This is a genomic window from Natronolimnobius baerhuensis (assembly GCF_002177135.1).
GTDB lineage: Archaea > Halobacteriota > Halobacteria > Halobacteriales > Natrialbaceae > Natronolimnobius > Natronolimnobius baerhuensis.
In genome coordinates this window covers 949,417-964,263 of the sequence record NZ_MWPH01000001.1, presented here as the reverse complement: position 1 = coordinate 964,263, position 14,847 = coordinate 949,417, and the positions used below count along the sequence as shown (strand labels likewise).

Genomic DNA, 14,847 nt, shown 5'->3' with positions numbered 1-14,847 from the left:
CACGATGAGTGAGACACAGGGACTGAAAGAAATCATCACCGAGGAGGTCAGCAACCAACTCAGCGTTTCGAACCTGCTTGGCGATGGCAGTCTCGAGGACGAACTCGACGGTGGTGACCTCGGCGCGGCAGTTGGCCGGCAACTCGGCGAACAGGTCGGTCGGGAACTCGGTGCGTCGATTGGCCGCGAGATTCACGAGACGATGACCGAGCGAGTCGCTGCAAGCGATGACAGCGATGAGTCGGACGAGGACTCTGTGGACGTCCCTGAGTCGTTACGGTCCGATGTCGGACGCGCAGTTCAGGCGGGCGTCAGTAACGCAGTCACTGACAGCAACGTCGGCGACTCTATCGCTTCGCTGGCAGCGGCCGCGACTGGTGATGAGGATGACGACGATGGCCTTCTCGAGGAGGCCCTCGATCAAGAACTCGAAATTGGTGAGTCCGGCGAGTCCGACGAATCCGACGAATCTGCCGAGACGGACGATGAGGCCAAGGATGAGTCGGCCGATGACGAAACGGACGAGACAGAGGAGTCGGCTGACGAAGACACAGCAGATGACGGGAAGACAACAGACGAGGGCGACGAAGCGGCCGGTGACGACTCGGGGGCGGACGCAGACGATCTCGAGGGGCTGCGCCGAGACACGCTCGAGGATTTCCTTGGGCTGATGTCCTATGAGGATCTCCAGTCAGTTGCAAAAGACGTCGGTGTGAAGGCGAATCTGAGCCGCGATGAAATGACCGACGAGATTATCGAGACAGTTTCGGACGGCGAGACGGAGTCGGAGTCTGACGATGAACAGGAGACACAACGCGATAGCAGTGACGAAACCGAAAGCGACGATAACGACAAAGCGGAGTCAGAAGCCGAGTAGTCAAGCGTCGCGCCTCGTGTCTCGAGGGAGAGAGTCCAGATCGGGCGGGGCCGTCCCTGCGCACCCCGGCACATAACTAACCCGCGAGGATGCCGAAGAGACAGCTATGAGCGAGGACCTTCACGAGGAGATTACGGACGTACTGGATCGTGCATCAGGCGAGCGCGAGTCGCTGCTTCCGTCCGGCGAGCAGTCAGGTGAGGAAACAGAGACGGAGTCGGCCGCGCTTCTCGAGGCAGCCGACGATGCCAGTGATCTCCTCGAGTCGGCCGATCCGGAAGACCTCCTCGAAGCACTCGAGTTGGATACGCTTCCCGACGGGAGCACCGCGTCGTCGATTCCCGAGGCGATTGCAAAGGGAGAGTCAGCGGCTGTTGCCAGACTCCAGCAACTGCTTCGACTCGCGAAATTCGCCGACCACGACGCTGCTGACCTCGATGGGGCACTCGAGACACTTCGTGACGGGATCGGAAATGGCACAGATGACTACGACGCCGGTGAGGATGAGACGGCCGACAGTGACGTGAGCGAAAGCGAGACTGACGACAGCGAGGCCGACGACGGTGAACACGAGGAGAGTGATGACAGCGAGATTGACAAAACCGAACACAAGGAGACGGATGACAGCGAACGCGAGGAGACGGACGAGTCCGATACCACATCCGAGTTGACGGAGCAACTTCGCTCGTCGATGGAGTCCTCACTGAGCGCGTTCAGCGAGGACATTGGGTCCCTCCAGGAGGGACTCGAGGCAGTCCAGTCGGGACTCTCCGATACAGACGAGAGTGACGCTGACGAGGCTGATGACGAGGAGCACGCGTCTGACAGTGATGAAGAAGACGATGGCCTGCTCGAGCCAGACCTCGAGGCGGACCTCGGTGGTGAGCAGGGAAGCAGCGCTGGCGGGGACGGCACTCGACATTCGACGATGGCACCGCCACCATCGGAGCGTGCGGATATGAAAGGGACGGCACGGTTTTCGACGATGCCGGACCGATAGTGGCGGTCACTCCTTGTTTCTGTCCTCGAGAAAAAGGCGTGCGCCCATCACTGGGATAAACAGGAAAAACGCGAGCAACATCGTCGCAACCAAGGTTGCATTGAAAAACTGCGGTGACAGCTGTGGGGACAGCATCCACGATGCGAGTGCGATACCACCGCCGAGCGAGAGAACAACCAGCGCGATCAGGTCGCGCCGTCGCACCGGAACTTCCTCTTCCATACTGTCCCGTGAGAAGTACGGACATATAGTGCTACGAGTTTTCCAGCCGAAAGCGTCATACTGTCGGACAGAAGTCAGTGAGAAGCCGGTCGCGAATTCGCGGCCGTCGCCCTCGGAGACGGCCGCAGTGGAGCGACCGATCTTCAAATAGTTCTGTCCAACAGTATCACAAGCAGGACTAGGGCTTTGTCGCTGGCACGCCAGGAACAGGTATGTACGAGTCAATTCTCGTCGCAACCGATGGCAGTGATGGGGCCACGACCGCCGTCGAGCACGCACTCGGCCTCGCTCGCCAACTCGAGGCACCACTCTTCGGCTTGGCCGTACTCGAGAGTCGAACGGCATACGACAACGCAATTGTCGACCCGACGGAAGCCACCGAGCGCCAACGCGAGCGTGCTGAAGCCACACTTTCAGAACTCGAGTCGATGGCGGCAGACATCGATGTCGACACAGCCATTCGGACGGGCGTCCCTCACGAAGAGATCCGAGCATACGCAGCCGAGATCGATGCGGATGTGATCGTGATCGGTGCTCGCGGACGCTCAGCGTTTACGGGTGCACTACTCGGGAGTACCGTCGACGCCACGCTCAGACACGCCGAGCGGCCGGTTCTCGTCGTCGAGACATCTCAGTGAAGGTCGCCGGCGAGCACCTTTGCAGCGACGAGTACGGGATCCCACGTCGTGTTAAACGGCGGCGCATACGCAAGGTCGTAGTTCTCGAGATCGAAGACAGTCGCGTCCTCCTCGAGTGTGGCGACGAGTGCGTGGCTGCGGTGGACGGCCCCTTCGCCGTACTCGCTGACGAGACTCGCGCCAATCACTCGACCGGTTTCGAGGTCGGCAGTGAGCGTCACAGTGACTGTCCCATCCTCGGGATAGTAGCCTGCCCGCGAGTTCGCGTTGATCGTCTTCGTGATAGGATCGAACCCAGCCTCTGTGGCGCGCTCGTGATCTAAAATCCCGGTCCGAGCCGCTTCGAGATCGAACGCTTTGACTGCTGCTGTCCCGGTGATATCGCCGCCGTCGGTTGGTCGCCCGGCGACCGTCTGGCCGACTGCGCGACCGTGTCGGTTCGCCGTCAGCGCAAGCGGGACGTACGCTGGCTCGCCGGTCACTGTGTGGGTCGCCTCGGCGCAATCGCCGGCCGCGTACACGTCTGAAACAGTGGTCTCACAGTAGGCGTCAGTGGCAATCGCACCGGTTTCGCCGCACTCGAGTCCCGCGTCCTTGGCAAGGTTCGTCCGGGGACGGACGCCGGTTCCGAGCAACACCATCTCGACCGGGACTCGGTCGTCCTCAGTGACCACTTCCTCGACGCGCTCGCTTCCGGCGACTTCTACCACTTCGGACCCGACCGAAAGCGCCACGTCCTGCTCGCGGAGGTGCTCAGCAACAGCCTCACTCGTTGCCTCGCTAAACCCGTTCAAAACACGCTCGCCGCGTTGAAAGAGGTGCACCTCGAAATCATTCGCTGCCAGCGCTTCAGCCATCTCGATTCCGATGTAGCCGCCGCCAACGATCCCGACCGGTCCCGAACAGTCCTCGAGATACTGGCACGCCGGCCCACGATCAGGCTGCTGAAACGACTCGTTCGACCGCGCTCGAGCGACGTATTCGCGCAGTTCCTTGCCGTCGCTCATCGACCCCAGCGTGTAGACTCCCTCGAGATCAACGCCGTCGATTGGTGGCGTGACGGCCGCCGCCCCAGTTGCGATCAGCAAGTAATCGTACGCCTGCTCGAGTGTGCTGCCCTCCGACACGGCAGTCACAGTTTTGGCGTCAGGATCAATCTCAGTCACCTCGTGACCAGTCCGCAGGTCAATGTCTCGCTCCTCTCGAAACTCCTCGGGCGTCACCGAGACGAGGTCCTCGAGTGACTGTATCTCGCCTTTGACGTAGTAGGGCAGCCCACAGGCACCGTAGGAGACCCACTCGCCTTTCTCGAAGACGACCACCTCGAGGTCTGGATCCTCGCGTTTGGCTTTGCTCGCTGCTGACATCCCGGCTGCGTCTCCGCCAACGATGACGAACGTCTCGGACATAGCTGTTCGTTCGTGGTTGGCGAGGATAAACGATGGGCGAGGGCGGGGTGCTATCAGTGCTTCATCGGGAGCGGGTTGGATGATTCGTCAACGAAGTGATGGTCGTTGACGTCGGTACAGATGGTGCCTCGAGTCAGTCGCCGGTACGAATCGCAGTTCGAGCAACGGTGAACTCGGTTCTGATTATCGCCGTAAACACGGCCGAAGCGGTCCGAAACGTGCCGTTCACAGTGAAGACACGTCGATCCGCTCCCAGTCGACGGCCACGGAGCGACCGTCACACCGACCACCCCGTGTTGGTGCGACGAATCGCACGACGTGACGGGTCCGCAATCCGGGCCGGGTTGGGATCAGATTTCGACCCCCGAATCCCGACCACCGTATCCGCCGAAAACAGACGGACGAACGTCTCTATGGTGGAAGTAGTTTTAGTTGAAAACCGAGTCGTCTGTGAGTGGGCGCTGCAGGATTTGAACCCGCGACAGCTTGGTCCGAAGCCAAGTACTCTGTCCAGACTGAGCTAAGCGCCCGCATCCAATCGTATCCGATGGGTCCGTATAAGTGACTCGATTTTCACCTCATCCGACAGGCATCGACACGCAGACTGTCTCCCGGTTTTGGGCCACCTCGAGCGGTCCTCGACCTGTGGTTGCGTTCCTTCCCGCGCCGTGAAAACTAGCGATGGGGGCCTATATGGCGGGCACCTATCACCAAGTAATGACGGTACACGACACCCCCGTGCCGGACGAGTCTGGTGATGAACCGCTCGAGTTGCTGACTGACGATGCGGAGTGTTGGACGGCTGTGCCAACTGATGCGACGGGTGAAGACCGGGTGACGAGGTGGCTCTCCGTTGAGGGTGAGCTACTCTGTGACCTCGAGGAGTGGCGATAACGCCGCGAGTGCTGTCGTGGACCGTACCGTTTAACCCGCCTGCCTGAGCACGTTCGCCAATGGCAGTCGGGGAAACGATTCGGGGGCTACTCGAGTTGACGCGACCGGGGAACGTGATCGCGGCAAGTGTATTGACTTTTATTGGGGCGTTCGTTGCCGGTGGGGTCCTCGACAATCACCTCGAGGTTGCAGCGGCGGTTGCAGCCACAGGGTTGGCAGTCGGTGGTGGCAACGCGATCAACGATTACTTCGACCGAGAGATCGATCAGATCAATCAGCCCGAGCGAGCGATTCCTCGCGGTGCGGTCAGTCCGCGTGGGGCACTTGCGTTCAGTTTCGCTCTCTTTGGGGCTGCGGTTGTGCTCGCGGTGACGCTACCCTGGGCAGCGATTGCGATTGCGGTGATTAATCTGCTTGCGCTGCTCGCGTACACGGAGTTCTTCAAGGGGTTGCCGGGCGTTGGAAATGCGCTGGTCGCGTATCTCGTCGGAAGTACATTTCTCTTCGGTGGAGCTGCAGTCGGCGAAATCGGGCCAGCGATTGTCCTTGCAGTGTTGGCGGCAACGGCAACACTCACTCGAGAAATCATCAAAGACGTCGAGGATATCGACGGTGATCGAGCCGAGGGGCTGAACACGCTGCCAATCGCAATCGGAGAACGGCGTGCACTGGTCGTTGCAGCCGGCTTGCTCGTTATCGCAGTGATTGCAAGCCCGCTCCCCTATGCACTCGACTACTTCGGCGTCGCGTATCTGGTGATTGTCTTCCCTGCGGCGCTGTTGATGTTCTATGCCGCCTACGAGAGTTTCGAGGACCCGACAGCCAGCCAAACACATCTCAAGTACGGGATGTTCCTTGCTGCTCTGGCGTTTATCATCGGCCGTGGCGCACTCGAGATCGGCGGGATCTAGACTGCACCAGTGAACGGCACTCGTCACCTCGCCGGGCAGCACGAGCGACAGTGGGTCGACCGAACGAGGCTGCACACCTCGGTACTGGTCGGTCTCTGGTACTCACTGAAATGCCGTTGTGATCCCGCTCAACCGAGTACAATCACCAATAGAGAGCATAACTAATCAAAAGGTCTATAAACTGGTTTCTGTATGCTCATAGCATACGCCGAGGAGACAGCGGTGCGCGCAGTTGTCGCCACTACGACAGACGATGGATGTGAACACTTGGTATGTATGACCTCGTAGATGTCCTCCCTGACGTCGAAATTGACCCAGGGACGAACGTGCTGGTCGCGGGCCCACCCATGACAGGCAAGCGCCAGATCGCGTACGATATCCTGACGAGCGGCGCATCCCGCGGCAACGGTTCCATCGTTGTAACGACGAAAGATAGTGCCGACAAAGTCCTCGAGCAATTCGATGAGGATGTCTCCCTCAAGGACTCGACAATCGGGATCGTCGACTGTGTGACGAAACAGCGCGGTATCGGCACTGTCGAAGACGATCCACGAATCAAGTACGCGTCCTCGCCGGTTGATATGACCGGTATCGGAATCAAACTCTCTGAGTTTCTTCAGGAGTTCTACGAGACGCGTGGTGTCACCGAGAATCGCGTGCTCTTGCATTCGGTGTCGACGCTGTTGATGTATTCGGACTTACAGACCGTCTTCCGGTTCTTGCACGTCTTTACCGGCCGGATTCAGAGTGCTGACGCACTTGGAGTGTACGTGATTGATTCGACGGCTCACGACGATCAGACGATGAACACACTCAAGCAGCTATTCGATGGCATCGTCGAGATTCAAGAGGGTGGCGCTGAACCAGAGATTCGGACGGCTGGACTCACGTCCTAACGCTGGCAGGTCGAGAGGCAGTCTGCGGTGGCATGGCACATTTACGCCAGTATCCCGTAGGGCCGCCTATGACCGAGTCAGTAACCTCCGATGCTGAAATTCGTTCGATTCTCGAGTCCGAGACGATTGCCGTCGTCGGCTGTTCGAGTACGCCCGGGAAAGCCGCCCACGACGTGCCGGCGTATCTCCACGAGCGTGGCTACGACGTGATTCCGGTCAATCCGTTTGCGGACGAGATTTTCGGCCGCTCGGTTCCGGATTCACTTGTGGTAGTCGACGACGAGATCGACGTCGTCTGTGTGTTCCGTCCGAGTGAGGAGGTGAGCGACATCGTCGAACAGGTTCTCGAGCGCGACGATGTGAGGGCGGTCTGGACGCAGTTGGGGATTCGAGACGAGACGGCGGCCGAGCGGGTTCTCGAGTCGGGACGCGAGGTCGTACAGGATCGTTGCATGAAGGTCGAACATCGTAGACTCGTCGCCTGAAAACGGATTCTCAGAAAATCCGCAACCACCGACAGAGACTTATCTGCCACGGGAGTATGTGGCATCAGTACCCATGTGTGACCGGTCTGGGAAGTGTTCAAACGACGGGACCTGCCAACTCGTCCTCAGGAACCGGAAAACGGGCATTGAACTCGTTGAACACCACTGCAAGGCACATCTCGTATTGCGGGTCTGGGAGGCCGAACGCGACGACGGATTAGATATTGTCGATGCAACGACTCTCCATCAGTCCTCGCCGGGATAACGACCAGGACCGAAGCACAAATACAGCCGGTTGGAACCCTCGAGCCGTTGCAGACGTGCCCTTGCAGACGAGAGCCACAGTCTCAGTGATCACACATGGCCGTTCTCACGACCCAGATTGTTGCACTTGCGTGTAACTAGCCCGTCACGGGCGTCAGGACTCCCATTCTTCGAACGAGCGATAGATTCCTTTCGAGAGATACCGCTCGCTCGAGTCCGGAAAGACGGTCACGACCGACTCGTGTGGTGTCTCGAGGTCGCCTGCAGCGATGCGCTCTGCAACGCGTGTCGCGGCGACGCTTGCAGCGCCGGCACTCGAGGCGACGAGGTGGCCTTCCTCGCGGGCGAGTCGGCGCAGTTCTGCGTGGGCGTCCTCGTCGGCAACAGCATCGATGTCGTCGACGAGCGAGGGGTCGAACAGGTCGTTTGTCGCTGGGTCGTGCGTCCCGATGCCTTCGGTTTTGTAGTTGGCTTCCTCGCGGTCGTCGCCCACCAGACTGCCATACAGCGAGCCGTCGGGTTCGACAGCGACGATATGCGTCTTCGGGTCCTGCTCTCTCGCGTACTCGGCGAGTCCCATGAGCGTCCCGGCAGTGCCACACCCGGCGACGATGGCCCCGACCTCGCCCTCGAGTGCGTCGTAGATTTCGGGGGCCGTCGTCTCGTAGTGGGCCTCGGTATTCAGTGGGTTCGAGAACTGCTGTGGGACGACGGCGTTCTCGAGTTCGTCAGCCAGGTCGTGTGCCCGCTCGATTGCGCCACCCATGCCGTCCGCTGTGGGCGTGTTGATGACCTGTGCGCCCAGTGCCGACATGAGCTGTTGCTTTTCGACGCTGAATCGCTCGGGGACGACGAAGACGGCCTCGAGACCAAGTTGCTCGGCGGCAATGGCGAACCCGATTCCCGTGTTCCCAGCCGTTGGCTCGACGACGGTGCCGCCCGCATCGATATCGCCGCGCTCGAGCATGCGTTCGAGCATGTATCGCCCGATGCGGTCTTTCACGCTCGCGCCCGGGTTGAACGACTCGAGTTTTGCGTAGACTGGAACACCTGCAGGAGAATTCTGGAGCCGAACGAGGGGCGTCCGGCCGATTGTCTCGAGCACCGACTCCAACGGCTGCTCGTGGGTCGTCATCGTGCTGGCAAATGTTGCCACTGCTGTTAGTGTTTGTCGTTGATTGCAGCAGGCGCTACTCGTTCTCGGAAAAACTCGCAGAGTGCTCGAGGGTTACTCCGCGGCGTCTGCGCTCGCGGGTTCGGCGTCGTCAGTGTCGTCGCCGTCGGTACTGTCGTCGCCATTGTCGGCATCGAGTTCTGCGTCGTCGATAGCGGCGTCTGCGAGGATTTCCTCGCCGTCGAGATCGTGCTCGTCGGCGATTGCGAGCAAGAGTTCGCGCTGGTCGCTGAGTTGATGGTCGATTCGCTTGACTGTCTCGTGCGTATCGTCCATCTCCTCCTCGAGGCCGATGATCCGCTGTTGGAGTTGCTGGACCTGTTTGTACATCGCTTCGGCGCGGTCGGAGATACCCTGAATCTTCTTTGCAGTGCTGCCAAGTCCCATACCACATACGTGTATCGGCGTTGTAATGGGCCTTTTCCTCCGCAGTGGTTTGTGTCTGAATCTACTGGTGTGTCCGCCAGTCACGGCAGCGACGAGTTGGCTAGCATCGTGTGCGCGGCCAAGAACAATGCGGGAGGTCGGTGACACACTGCCTATGAGTGATCCAACTACTGCTGTGTCACGGGCGGCCACGGCCGGTCGGTGGTGAGGCGTGGCTCTACTCCAGAAGCGCCTCGTGATCTACGTCGCCTCGTTACTCCTCTTGATCGGCGTCTACTCGCTCACCTATCAGTGGGGGATGGCCGTCTACGAGGGCGAATCGCGCACGTGGTATCAGGCACTCGAGGTCGTCGTCCAATCGATGACGACAGCGGGCTACGGCCAGGACGCCCCCTGGGAAACCCTCGAGATGACCGCGCTCATCCTGTTGATCCAGATCACCGGCATCGCTTACATCGTCGTCGCGATTCCGCAGTTCGTCGTTCCCTGGCTCGAGACGCTGGTCCAGCCGACGCCCCCGGAACAGATCGACCACCTTTCGGAGCACGTCATCATTGTCGGCTACACCGCCCTCTGTGATACGCTCGTCGAGGAACTCGAGACCAGCGGGACGCCGTACGTCATTCTCGAGGGAGACGAAAATCGCGCACAGGAACTTCACGAGGACGACTTTCAGGTGCTGTACGGCGAGCCGGCAGCCGAGGAGACGCTCGAGGCTGCCTTCCTCGAGGACGCGCTCGCAGTCGTCGTGGACGCGACCGAGCGCGAGCAGTTTCGAACGGTACTGGCCATCGAAGCCCGCGACCCGGATGCAACGGTGTTGCCACTCGTCTCCGATCCGGCCGATGCCAGATACTTTCGGTACGCCGGCGTTGACGAGGTGTTGTCGCCGAGACATCGCCTCGGAAAGGCACTCGGCGACCGCGTTCGAACCGTCCTCAGTACCGATCTTACCAATCTCGAGCGTGGCTCGGCGTTCGATGTCGCGGAGTTTCACGTCGATCCCGACGCTGACCTCTTCGGTGACTCGCTCGCAGCGACTCGTCGACTCGAGGCCGACGGTGCGACGATCCTCGGGGCGTGGGTTCGTGGCGATTTCGTCACCTCGCTTTCGGACGAAGTCGCAGTCGACGAGAACACCGCTTTGCTCGTCGCTGGAACCGACGCAGAACTCGAGGCGGTCGGCGACCACACTAGTTCGATTGGCCGGTCGTATCAGGCAAGCGGCGATCCGGTCGTCGTCCTGGGTTCCGAACTGGTCGGGACGACTGCATCCGGGACGCTCGAGCGCGCTGGCTTAGACCACTCCGTCGTCAATTCGACGGGCGAAGACGCCGCCGACGAGGAGACACTTCTCGAGGCCGGACTCAAAGACGCCAACACGTGCGTTGTCGCACTCGAGGACGACACTGCGACGATTGTGGCGACGCTGACTGCCCGCGCACTCAACGGTGACCTCGAGATTATCGCTGGGGCGAGGACCGCTGATACCGTCGATGCCTTGCGCACAGCTGGTGCAGACTACGTCCTCGCGTTGCCAAACGTCGCCGGGCGGATGATTACGCTCCGGGTGTTCGACCGCGAGGTAATGACCTTAGAGGAGCCACTGCAACTGCTCGAGGTGGACGCACCCGCCCTCGTTGGCGAGACGATTTCGACGGAAGCGATTGCGGCAGAAACGGGCTGTACTGTCATCGCCCTCGAGCGCGATACCGAGTTTCACTCCGCAGTTGATGGTGTGCGCTTCGACGCGGACAATCAGCTGGTTCTTACAGGGACCGACGAACAGATCAGTCAGTTTCGAGAGCGATACGGCGAGACGTCTGCAAGTGACTCTCGTTGAGAGTCTCGTTTGTGGTGTAATACTGTCTCTATCCGGATGGTCACGCGATCCGGCTGATGGAAAGGACAATGCATACACGACGTGTCAGTTCCTGTATGGCTGAGGAGTCGGAGTTCGATCCTGAGGCAGACGAACAAAAAGAGATCGGTCGCGAGATGGTCGATGAGAGCACCGGCCTCGGCTCCGTCGCGGCTCACCTGTATCGCGGCGAGATGGAACGAACCGTCGGCTGGCGGGATCGACTCGACACGACGACCAACTGGGCGGTAACGGTGATGTCCGCCATCGTTGCCTATGCCTTCTCTGGTGAGGTCTCCCACGCAGTGATCCTCGCTGGCATCATGATGGGAACCGTCTTCCTGTTCATTGAGGCCCGACGATTTCGCGATTACGACATGTGGCGGTCGCGCGTCCGGGTGCTTCAGGAGAATCTCTTCGCGAATGCGCTTGATCCCTCCCAGGGCGTCGAACACGACGCCTGGCGTGCGGAATTGAGTCGCGACTATCGCGAGCCCTCACCCAAAATCAGCTACCGCGGCGCGTTCAGCCACCGGTTGCGTCGCGTCTACTTGCCCTTGCTGGGAGTGATGGGGCTCGCGTGGATTTTTCACCTCTGGGCGTTCAACCCGGACGATCCCTTCCTCGAGAGCGCTGCCTTGCCAGGGATCAATGGCGTCCTCGTGGTTGGTATCGTGGGAGGCTATTACGCGGTCTTGGTCGTCCTCGCCGTCCCACTGAGTTCGAAAGAGCGCGGCGAATCCGGTGGCGCGGACCACGGCGATATCGAGTGACGGCACCCCCGTCATCGAGAGAGGCCGTCAAACACTGTCGAGCAGTTGCCGGCCGAATCCGAACTCCCCTCGCGCCGTCGGGCGATTGGAGAGGCGAAAGGCCCTTAAGGTGCAACCGCCTACGAGTGAGTGGATAGGTCGGGCAGTTTGGCCCTGCTCACTACCCGCGCTATGGTCATTAGCGGGGACCAAATACCGCAGGCGTCCGGTCAGACCGGCCGGGGCCTCGGGAGCCAACATAGAAGCCTCGTCCGTCGGGGACAGCGGTCTACGATGGCCGTCCGCAGGGACGCCCCATCGTGGTTAGTCGGCGACAGCCCATCAGGCGCGGAAGCGAGCAGTGGACCGTCGGACACCTGTCGCTCGAGGGGTCGCGGGGTGGAGAAGGCAACCGGGATTCCCCCGGCCGGAACGCCGGGCAATCGCGGCCTCCACACTCATACGGATCACTCCGTTCATTTTCGACGCTGGCGCACTCGTTCTCTCGAGGATCTGCGCTTCGTTTTGAGTCGTTTGTGAGTTGTCTTTGGATAGAAAAACTTAGAAGGACACTCAGATGTACGTTGGGTAATGACAACGCGACGAGTCGCGGCGCTTTGTGGTGTCCTCATCCTGATGGCACTTGTCAGCGGCTGCGTCACCGTTCCCTCGAGCGACGACCCTGGCTCAGAAGCGGATCCTGACCCTGAAGCGCTCTTCGAGGGGATTTTCGTCTACGATGACGCCCTCGAGGACGTCGATGGCGTCGTCACGGGCGAGTGGGGAGGCTACAATCAGACGCTGTCCGAGCGTGAGCGGATTCAGGAACGGCCCTACACTGATTCTCGGACAGAAACGCTCGAGTCAACGGCGACGGACCAGCCGACGCCAGTGTTCATCTCAAACGACACAACGCGCTGGTGGTACTATCCTGACGGAGAGCAGGCTGATCGCTACGTTCCCGAGGGCGCGCCGTACGACGACAACGAGATTCGCACAGAACGAGCAACGATGGCTGAGACGGAACGCGAGCGCTACGATCTCGAGTACGGAGGCACGGACCAAATTGCAGACCGAGAGGCACACGTTCTCGACCTCGAGCCGAAAAACGAGTCCGTCGAGACTGGCGTGTCAGTCCTCGTCGGCGATTCGACGTACGTCTTCGCACTCGAGACAGTCGACTACGAGGACGAAGACGAACTCCGAACCGTGTCACATACGGTGTGGCTCGATGCGGAGTATAACTATCCGCTCAAGGAAGCAGTCGTCTGGGAGCGAGACGATGGCTCGGAGTATCGAATCACCGAGGGCTTCGAGTCAGTGACGTTCAATTCTGGCCTCGAGGAAGAGACCTTTGAGTTCGAACCGCCGGATGACGTCGATGTCTACGAACTCGAGTAAGGAGAGAGTCGGGATAGTCGGCCCGAGAGCGCTTATTCTGCTGGCTGGGCGACGGTCGATGAGCCCTCGAGTGCGAGGCCGCCCTCGAGCGTGTGGACGGGATACGGGATGTCAATCCCTTCTTCGTCGAAGCGCCGCTTGACGTCAGTGACGTACTCGCCTTTGATGCGGACGAAATCCGATCTCGAGGGAGTCGCGATCCAGAACCGTGACTGGAGCCCAACGTCGGAGTCGTTGAGTTCGGTCAGCCGGACGCTTGGGCCGGGTTCGTTCATAATGTCCGGGTGACGTTCGGCCTCGTCGATGATGATGTCCGTCGCCTGCTGGATGTCGTCGTCGTAGCCGATACCGAAGACGAACTTCATCCGAAGCTTATCCGCGTCGACGGGATTTTTGATCGTGTCTTCGGTGAGCGCCGAGTTCGGCACGGTCAGCAGTTCGTTATCGAAGGTTCGAACGCGCGTGACGCGGAGGCTGATGTCCTCGACGGTGCCGGCGTACTCGCCGCCGTCCCACTCGATCCAGTCGCCGATTTTGAACGGACGGTCCGTGAAGATGAACACGCCGGCGACGAAGTTCGAGATGACGTTCTGCAGCGCCAGTCCGAGGGCAAGTGCCCCGGCTGCGGCAATCCCGGCCATCGAGACGAGGAAGTTGCCGTAGCCACCGAAGCCGAACGCGACCGAAACAGCCACGAACAACATGCCGAGTTTCGTAATCTTCAACAGCGGCTTCTGGGCGTGTGTATCCAACTCGCGTCGGTCGAACGTCCGCCCGACCAGTGGCACGATGAGGAGCCGGCCGATCAGCCAGATCGCAACGAACGCGGCGGCGAACCGAACGACGCCTGCGATGCTCGCTGCGAGCGCTGCGTCTCCGAGTACGGAATCGAGTCCCTGACCGATTGGCCCCAACTCGTCGGCCTGCTCACTCGCTTGCAAGAACCCGCTTCCGACTGCCGGCCCTATCGACCCGCCACTCATCGATAGATAACAGCGGTGTGGCCGCGCGTTTCGACGACCTCACCGTTGACGTGATCAGCGAGGTCGGCTGCTTTCTCCTCCGTGGAACTCCCCGCTCGAGCGGCTCGCAGGAACTTGACTTTCACCAGATTCGTACTCGAGAGTTGATCATTGAGTTCGTCGACGACAGATTCGATGCCGCTTTTACCGACCCAGACGGTTACATCGAGTTCGTGTATCTGTTTCGACAGGTCCTGTTTATCAATATCCATGGCCACGAGTATGAACGGGAGACAGTTGAATCTTCGCGAATCAGTCGCCAGCGTTGCTATCTATTGTCTCAGTTATCGTATGGGTACCGAGCGTGCGCACCACAGTCACAGGTGATGACGACGTGACCGTCTTGCAGTCTGACGCGGGCGTTTTTTCCGGGACGGAGGTACACGTCACAGCGATCACAGGTAAAGCGTCGAAACGCTCGAGGCAGTGTGAGCCGATTTCGCTCTGCGACACGCCGGGCGAGTCGAACGTAGTACCGCGCTCGGTCGTCGTCACCGTCTGCTGCTGCCGCTTTCGCGAGGTCATGAAGGCGTTCGATCCGCTCGGCGGCAATCGTCATGGCGTTTGGTTTGGTGGGTTTCCCTATTGATGTTGTGTTCCACTGCGGGCTGTCGTCTCACGCGAGCCGATTCACAATAGTCACACGCGTTTGAC

The 14,847-nt window shown here is 60.2% G+C and carries 18 protein-coding genes, 1 tRNA gene, 1 other RNA gene and 1 pseudogene; 12 read left to right on the top strand and 9 right to left on the bottom strand.

Annotated features, from left to right (window positions below):
- Nucleotides 1–4: 4 nt before the first annotated feature.
- Complete coding sequence (locus B2G88_RS04590; protein WP_087714298.1) at nt 5–877, top strand: hypothetical protein; 873 nt, start codon at nt 5–7, stop codon at nt 875–877.
- A 106-nt stretch (nt 878–983) separates the two neighbouring features.
- Nucleotides 984–1,877 (top strand): hypothetical protein, encoded by an 894-nt coding sequence (locus tag B2G88_RS04585; RefSeq protein ID WP_054862818.1) that lies wholly within the window; start codon nt 984–986, stop codon nt 1,875–1,877.
- Between the two features lie 6 nt (nt 1,878–1,883).
- Here the strand turns inward: B2G88_RS04585 and B2G88_RS04580 are convergent, their stop codons facing one another.
- Nucleotides 1,884–2,099: a hypothetical protein gene (locus tag B2G88_RS04580; RefSeq protein WP_054862817.1), complete on the bottom strand. Its 216-nt coding sequence runs from the start codon at nt 2,097–2,099 to the stop codon at nt 1,884–1,886.
- Between the two features lie 212 nt (nt 2,100–2,311).
- On the opposite strand from B2G88_RS04580, the gene B2G88_RS04575 reads away from it, so the two are divergent.
- On the top strand, nt 2,312–2,737 hold the full coding sequence (locus B2G88_RS04575; RefSeq protein ID WP_054862816.1) for a universal stress protein: 426 nt from the start codon (nt 2,312–2,314) through the stop codon (nt 2,735–2,737).
- On the opposite strand, the gene B2G88_RS04570 is transcribed toward B2G88_RS04575, so the two are convergent.
- From B2G88_RS04570 to B2G88_RS04560, 3 genes and pseudogenes are all read right to left on the bottom strand, one after another.
- Entirely contained in the window at nt 2,731–4,146 is a 1,416-nt protein-coding gene (locus tag B2G88_RS04570; protein ID WP_087714094.1) for an FAD-dependent oxidoreductase, read from the bottom strand. The genes B2G88_RS04575 and B2G88_RS04570 overlap by 7 nt on opposite strands.
- A 122-nt stretch (nt 4,147–4,268) precedes the next feature.
- A pseudogene (locus B2G88_RS20230) lies at nt 4,269–4,436 on the bottom strand (DUF7563 family protein); the annotation flags it as partial.
- A 165-nt stretch (nt 4,437–4,601) separates the two neighbouring features.
- Nucleotides 4,602–4,676 (bottom strand) — tRNA-Arg (locus B2G88_RS04560).
- A 187-nt stretch (nt 4,677–4,863) separates the two neighbouring features.
- Here B2G88_RS04560 and B2G88_RS19445 point away from each other — a divergent pair.
- The 5 genes from B2G88_RS19445 to B2G88_RS04540 all read left to right on the top strand — a co-directional run bounded on the left by B2G88_RS19445 (nt 4,864) and on the right by B2G88_RS04540 (nt 7,597).
- Nucleotides 4,864–5,040: a DUF7511 domain-containing protein gene (locus B2G88_RS19445; RefSeq protein ID WP_176393174.1), complete on the top strand. Its 177-nt coding sequence runs from the start codon at nt 4,864–4,866 to the stop codon at nt 5,038–5,040.
- A gap of 59 nt (nt 5,041–5,099) precedes the next feature.
- Nucleotides 5,100–5,951, top strand: a complete 852-nt coding sequence (locus B2G88_RS04555; RefSeq protein ID WP_087714093.1) for a geranylgeranylglycerol-phosphate geranylgeranyltransferase — start codon at nt 5,100–5,102, stop codon at nt 5,949–5,951.
- A gap of 272 nt (nt 5,952–6,223) precedes the next feature.
- Nucleotides 6,224–6,847 (top strand): RAD55 family ATPase, encoded by a 624-nt coding sequence (locus B2G88_RS04550; RefSeq protein ID WP_054863078.1) that lies wholly within the window; start codon nt 6,224–6,226, stop codon nt 6,845–6,847.
- Nucleotides 6,848–6,915: 68 nt separating this feature from the next.
- Complete coding sequence (locus tag B2G88_RS04545; protein ID WP_054863079.1) at nt 6,916–7,332, top strand: CoA-binding protein; 417 nt, start codon at nt 6,916–6,918, stop codon at nt 7,330–7,332.
- Between the two features lie 73 nt (nt 7,333–7,405).
- Nucleotides 7,406–7,597, top strand: a complete 192-nt coding sequence (locus B2G88_RS04540) for a hypothetical protein (RefSeq protein WP_054863080.1) — start codon at nt 7,406–7,408, stop codon at nt 7,595–7,597.
- Between the two features lie 153 nt (nt 7,598–7,750).
- Here the strand turns inward: B2G88_RS04540 and B2G88_RS04535 are convergent, their stop codons facing one another.
- Both B2G88_RS04535 and B2G88_RS04530 read right to left on the bottom strand, forming a co-directional pair.
- A complete protein-coding gene (locus B2G88_RS04535) occupies nt 7,751–8,731 on the bottom strand; it encodes a PLP-dependent cysteine synthase family protein (RefSeq protein ID WP_054863101.1) in 981 nt (326 codons plus the stop codon).
- Nucleotides 8,732–8,824: 93 nt separating this feature from the next.
- Nucleotides 8,825–9,157, bottom strand: coding sequence for a DUF5798 family protein (locus B2G88_RS04530; protein ID WP_054863081.1), 333 nt, complete (start codon nt 9,155–9,157; stop codon nt 8,825–8,827).
- Between the two features lie 211 nt (nt 9,158–9,368).
- On the opposite strand from B2G88_RS04530, the gene B2G88_RS04525 reads away from it, so the two are divergent.
- The 4 genes from B2G88_RS04525 to B2G88_RS04510 all read left to right on the top strand — a co-directional run bounded on the left by B2G88_RS04525 (nt 9,369) and on the right by B2G88_RS04510 (nt 13,171).
- The gene (locus tag B2G88_RS04525; RefSeq protein WP_087714092.1) at nt 9,369–11,000 is read left to right on the top strand and encodes a potassium channel family protein; all 1,632 of its coding nucleotides are present in this window, start codon (nt 9,369–9,371) and stop codon (nt 10,998–11,000) included.
- A 95-nt stretch (nt 11,001–11,095) separates the two neighbouring features.
- Nucleotides 11,096–11,791: a DUF2270 domain-containing protein gene (locus B2G88_RS04520; RefSeq protein ID WP_087714091.1), complete on the top strand. Its 696-nt coding sequence runs from the start codon at nt 11,096–11,098 to the stop codon at nt 11,789–11,791.
- A gap of 126 nt (nt 11,792–11,917) precedes the next feature.
- Nucleotides 11,918–12,229: signal recognition particle sRNA (ffs, locus tag B2G88_RS04515), an RNA gene on the top strand.
- A gap of 132 nt (nt 12,230–12,361) precedes the next feature.
- A complete protein-coding gene (locus B2G88_RS04510) occupies nt 12,362–13,171 on the top strand; it encodes a LolA family protein (RefSeq protein WP_087714090.1) in 810 nt (269 codons plus the stop codon).
- 32 nt (nt 13,172–13,203) lie between these two features.
- On the opposite strand, the gene B2G88_RS04505 is transcribed toward B2G88_RS04510, so the two are convergent.
- From B2G88_RS04505 to B2G88_RS04495, 3 genes are all read right to left on the bottom strand, one after another.
- A complete protein-coding gene (locus B2G88_RS04505) occupies nt 13,204–14,154 on the bottom strand; it encodes a mechanosensitive ion channel family protein (RefSeq protein ID WP_087714089.1) in 951 nt (316 codons plus the stop codon).
- A complete protein-coding gene (locus B2G88_RS04500; RefSeq protein WP_054863103.1) occupies nt 14,151–14,399 on the bottom strand; it encodes a YhbY family RNA-binding protein in 249 nt (82 codons plus the stop codon). Before B2G88_RS04500 ends, B2G88_RS04505 begins: the two co-directional genes overlap by 4 nt.
- Nucleotides 14,400–14,473: 74 nt before the next feature.
- Nucleotides 14,474–14,752: a ribonuclease P protein component 4 gene (locus B2G88_RS04495; protein WP_054863083.1), complete on the bottom strand. Its 279-nt coding sequence runs from the start codon at nt 14,750–14,752 to the stop codon at nt 14,474–14,476.
- Nucleotides 14,753–14,847: the final 95 nt, after the last annotated feature.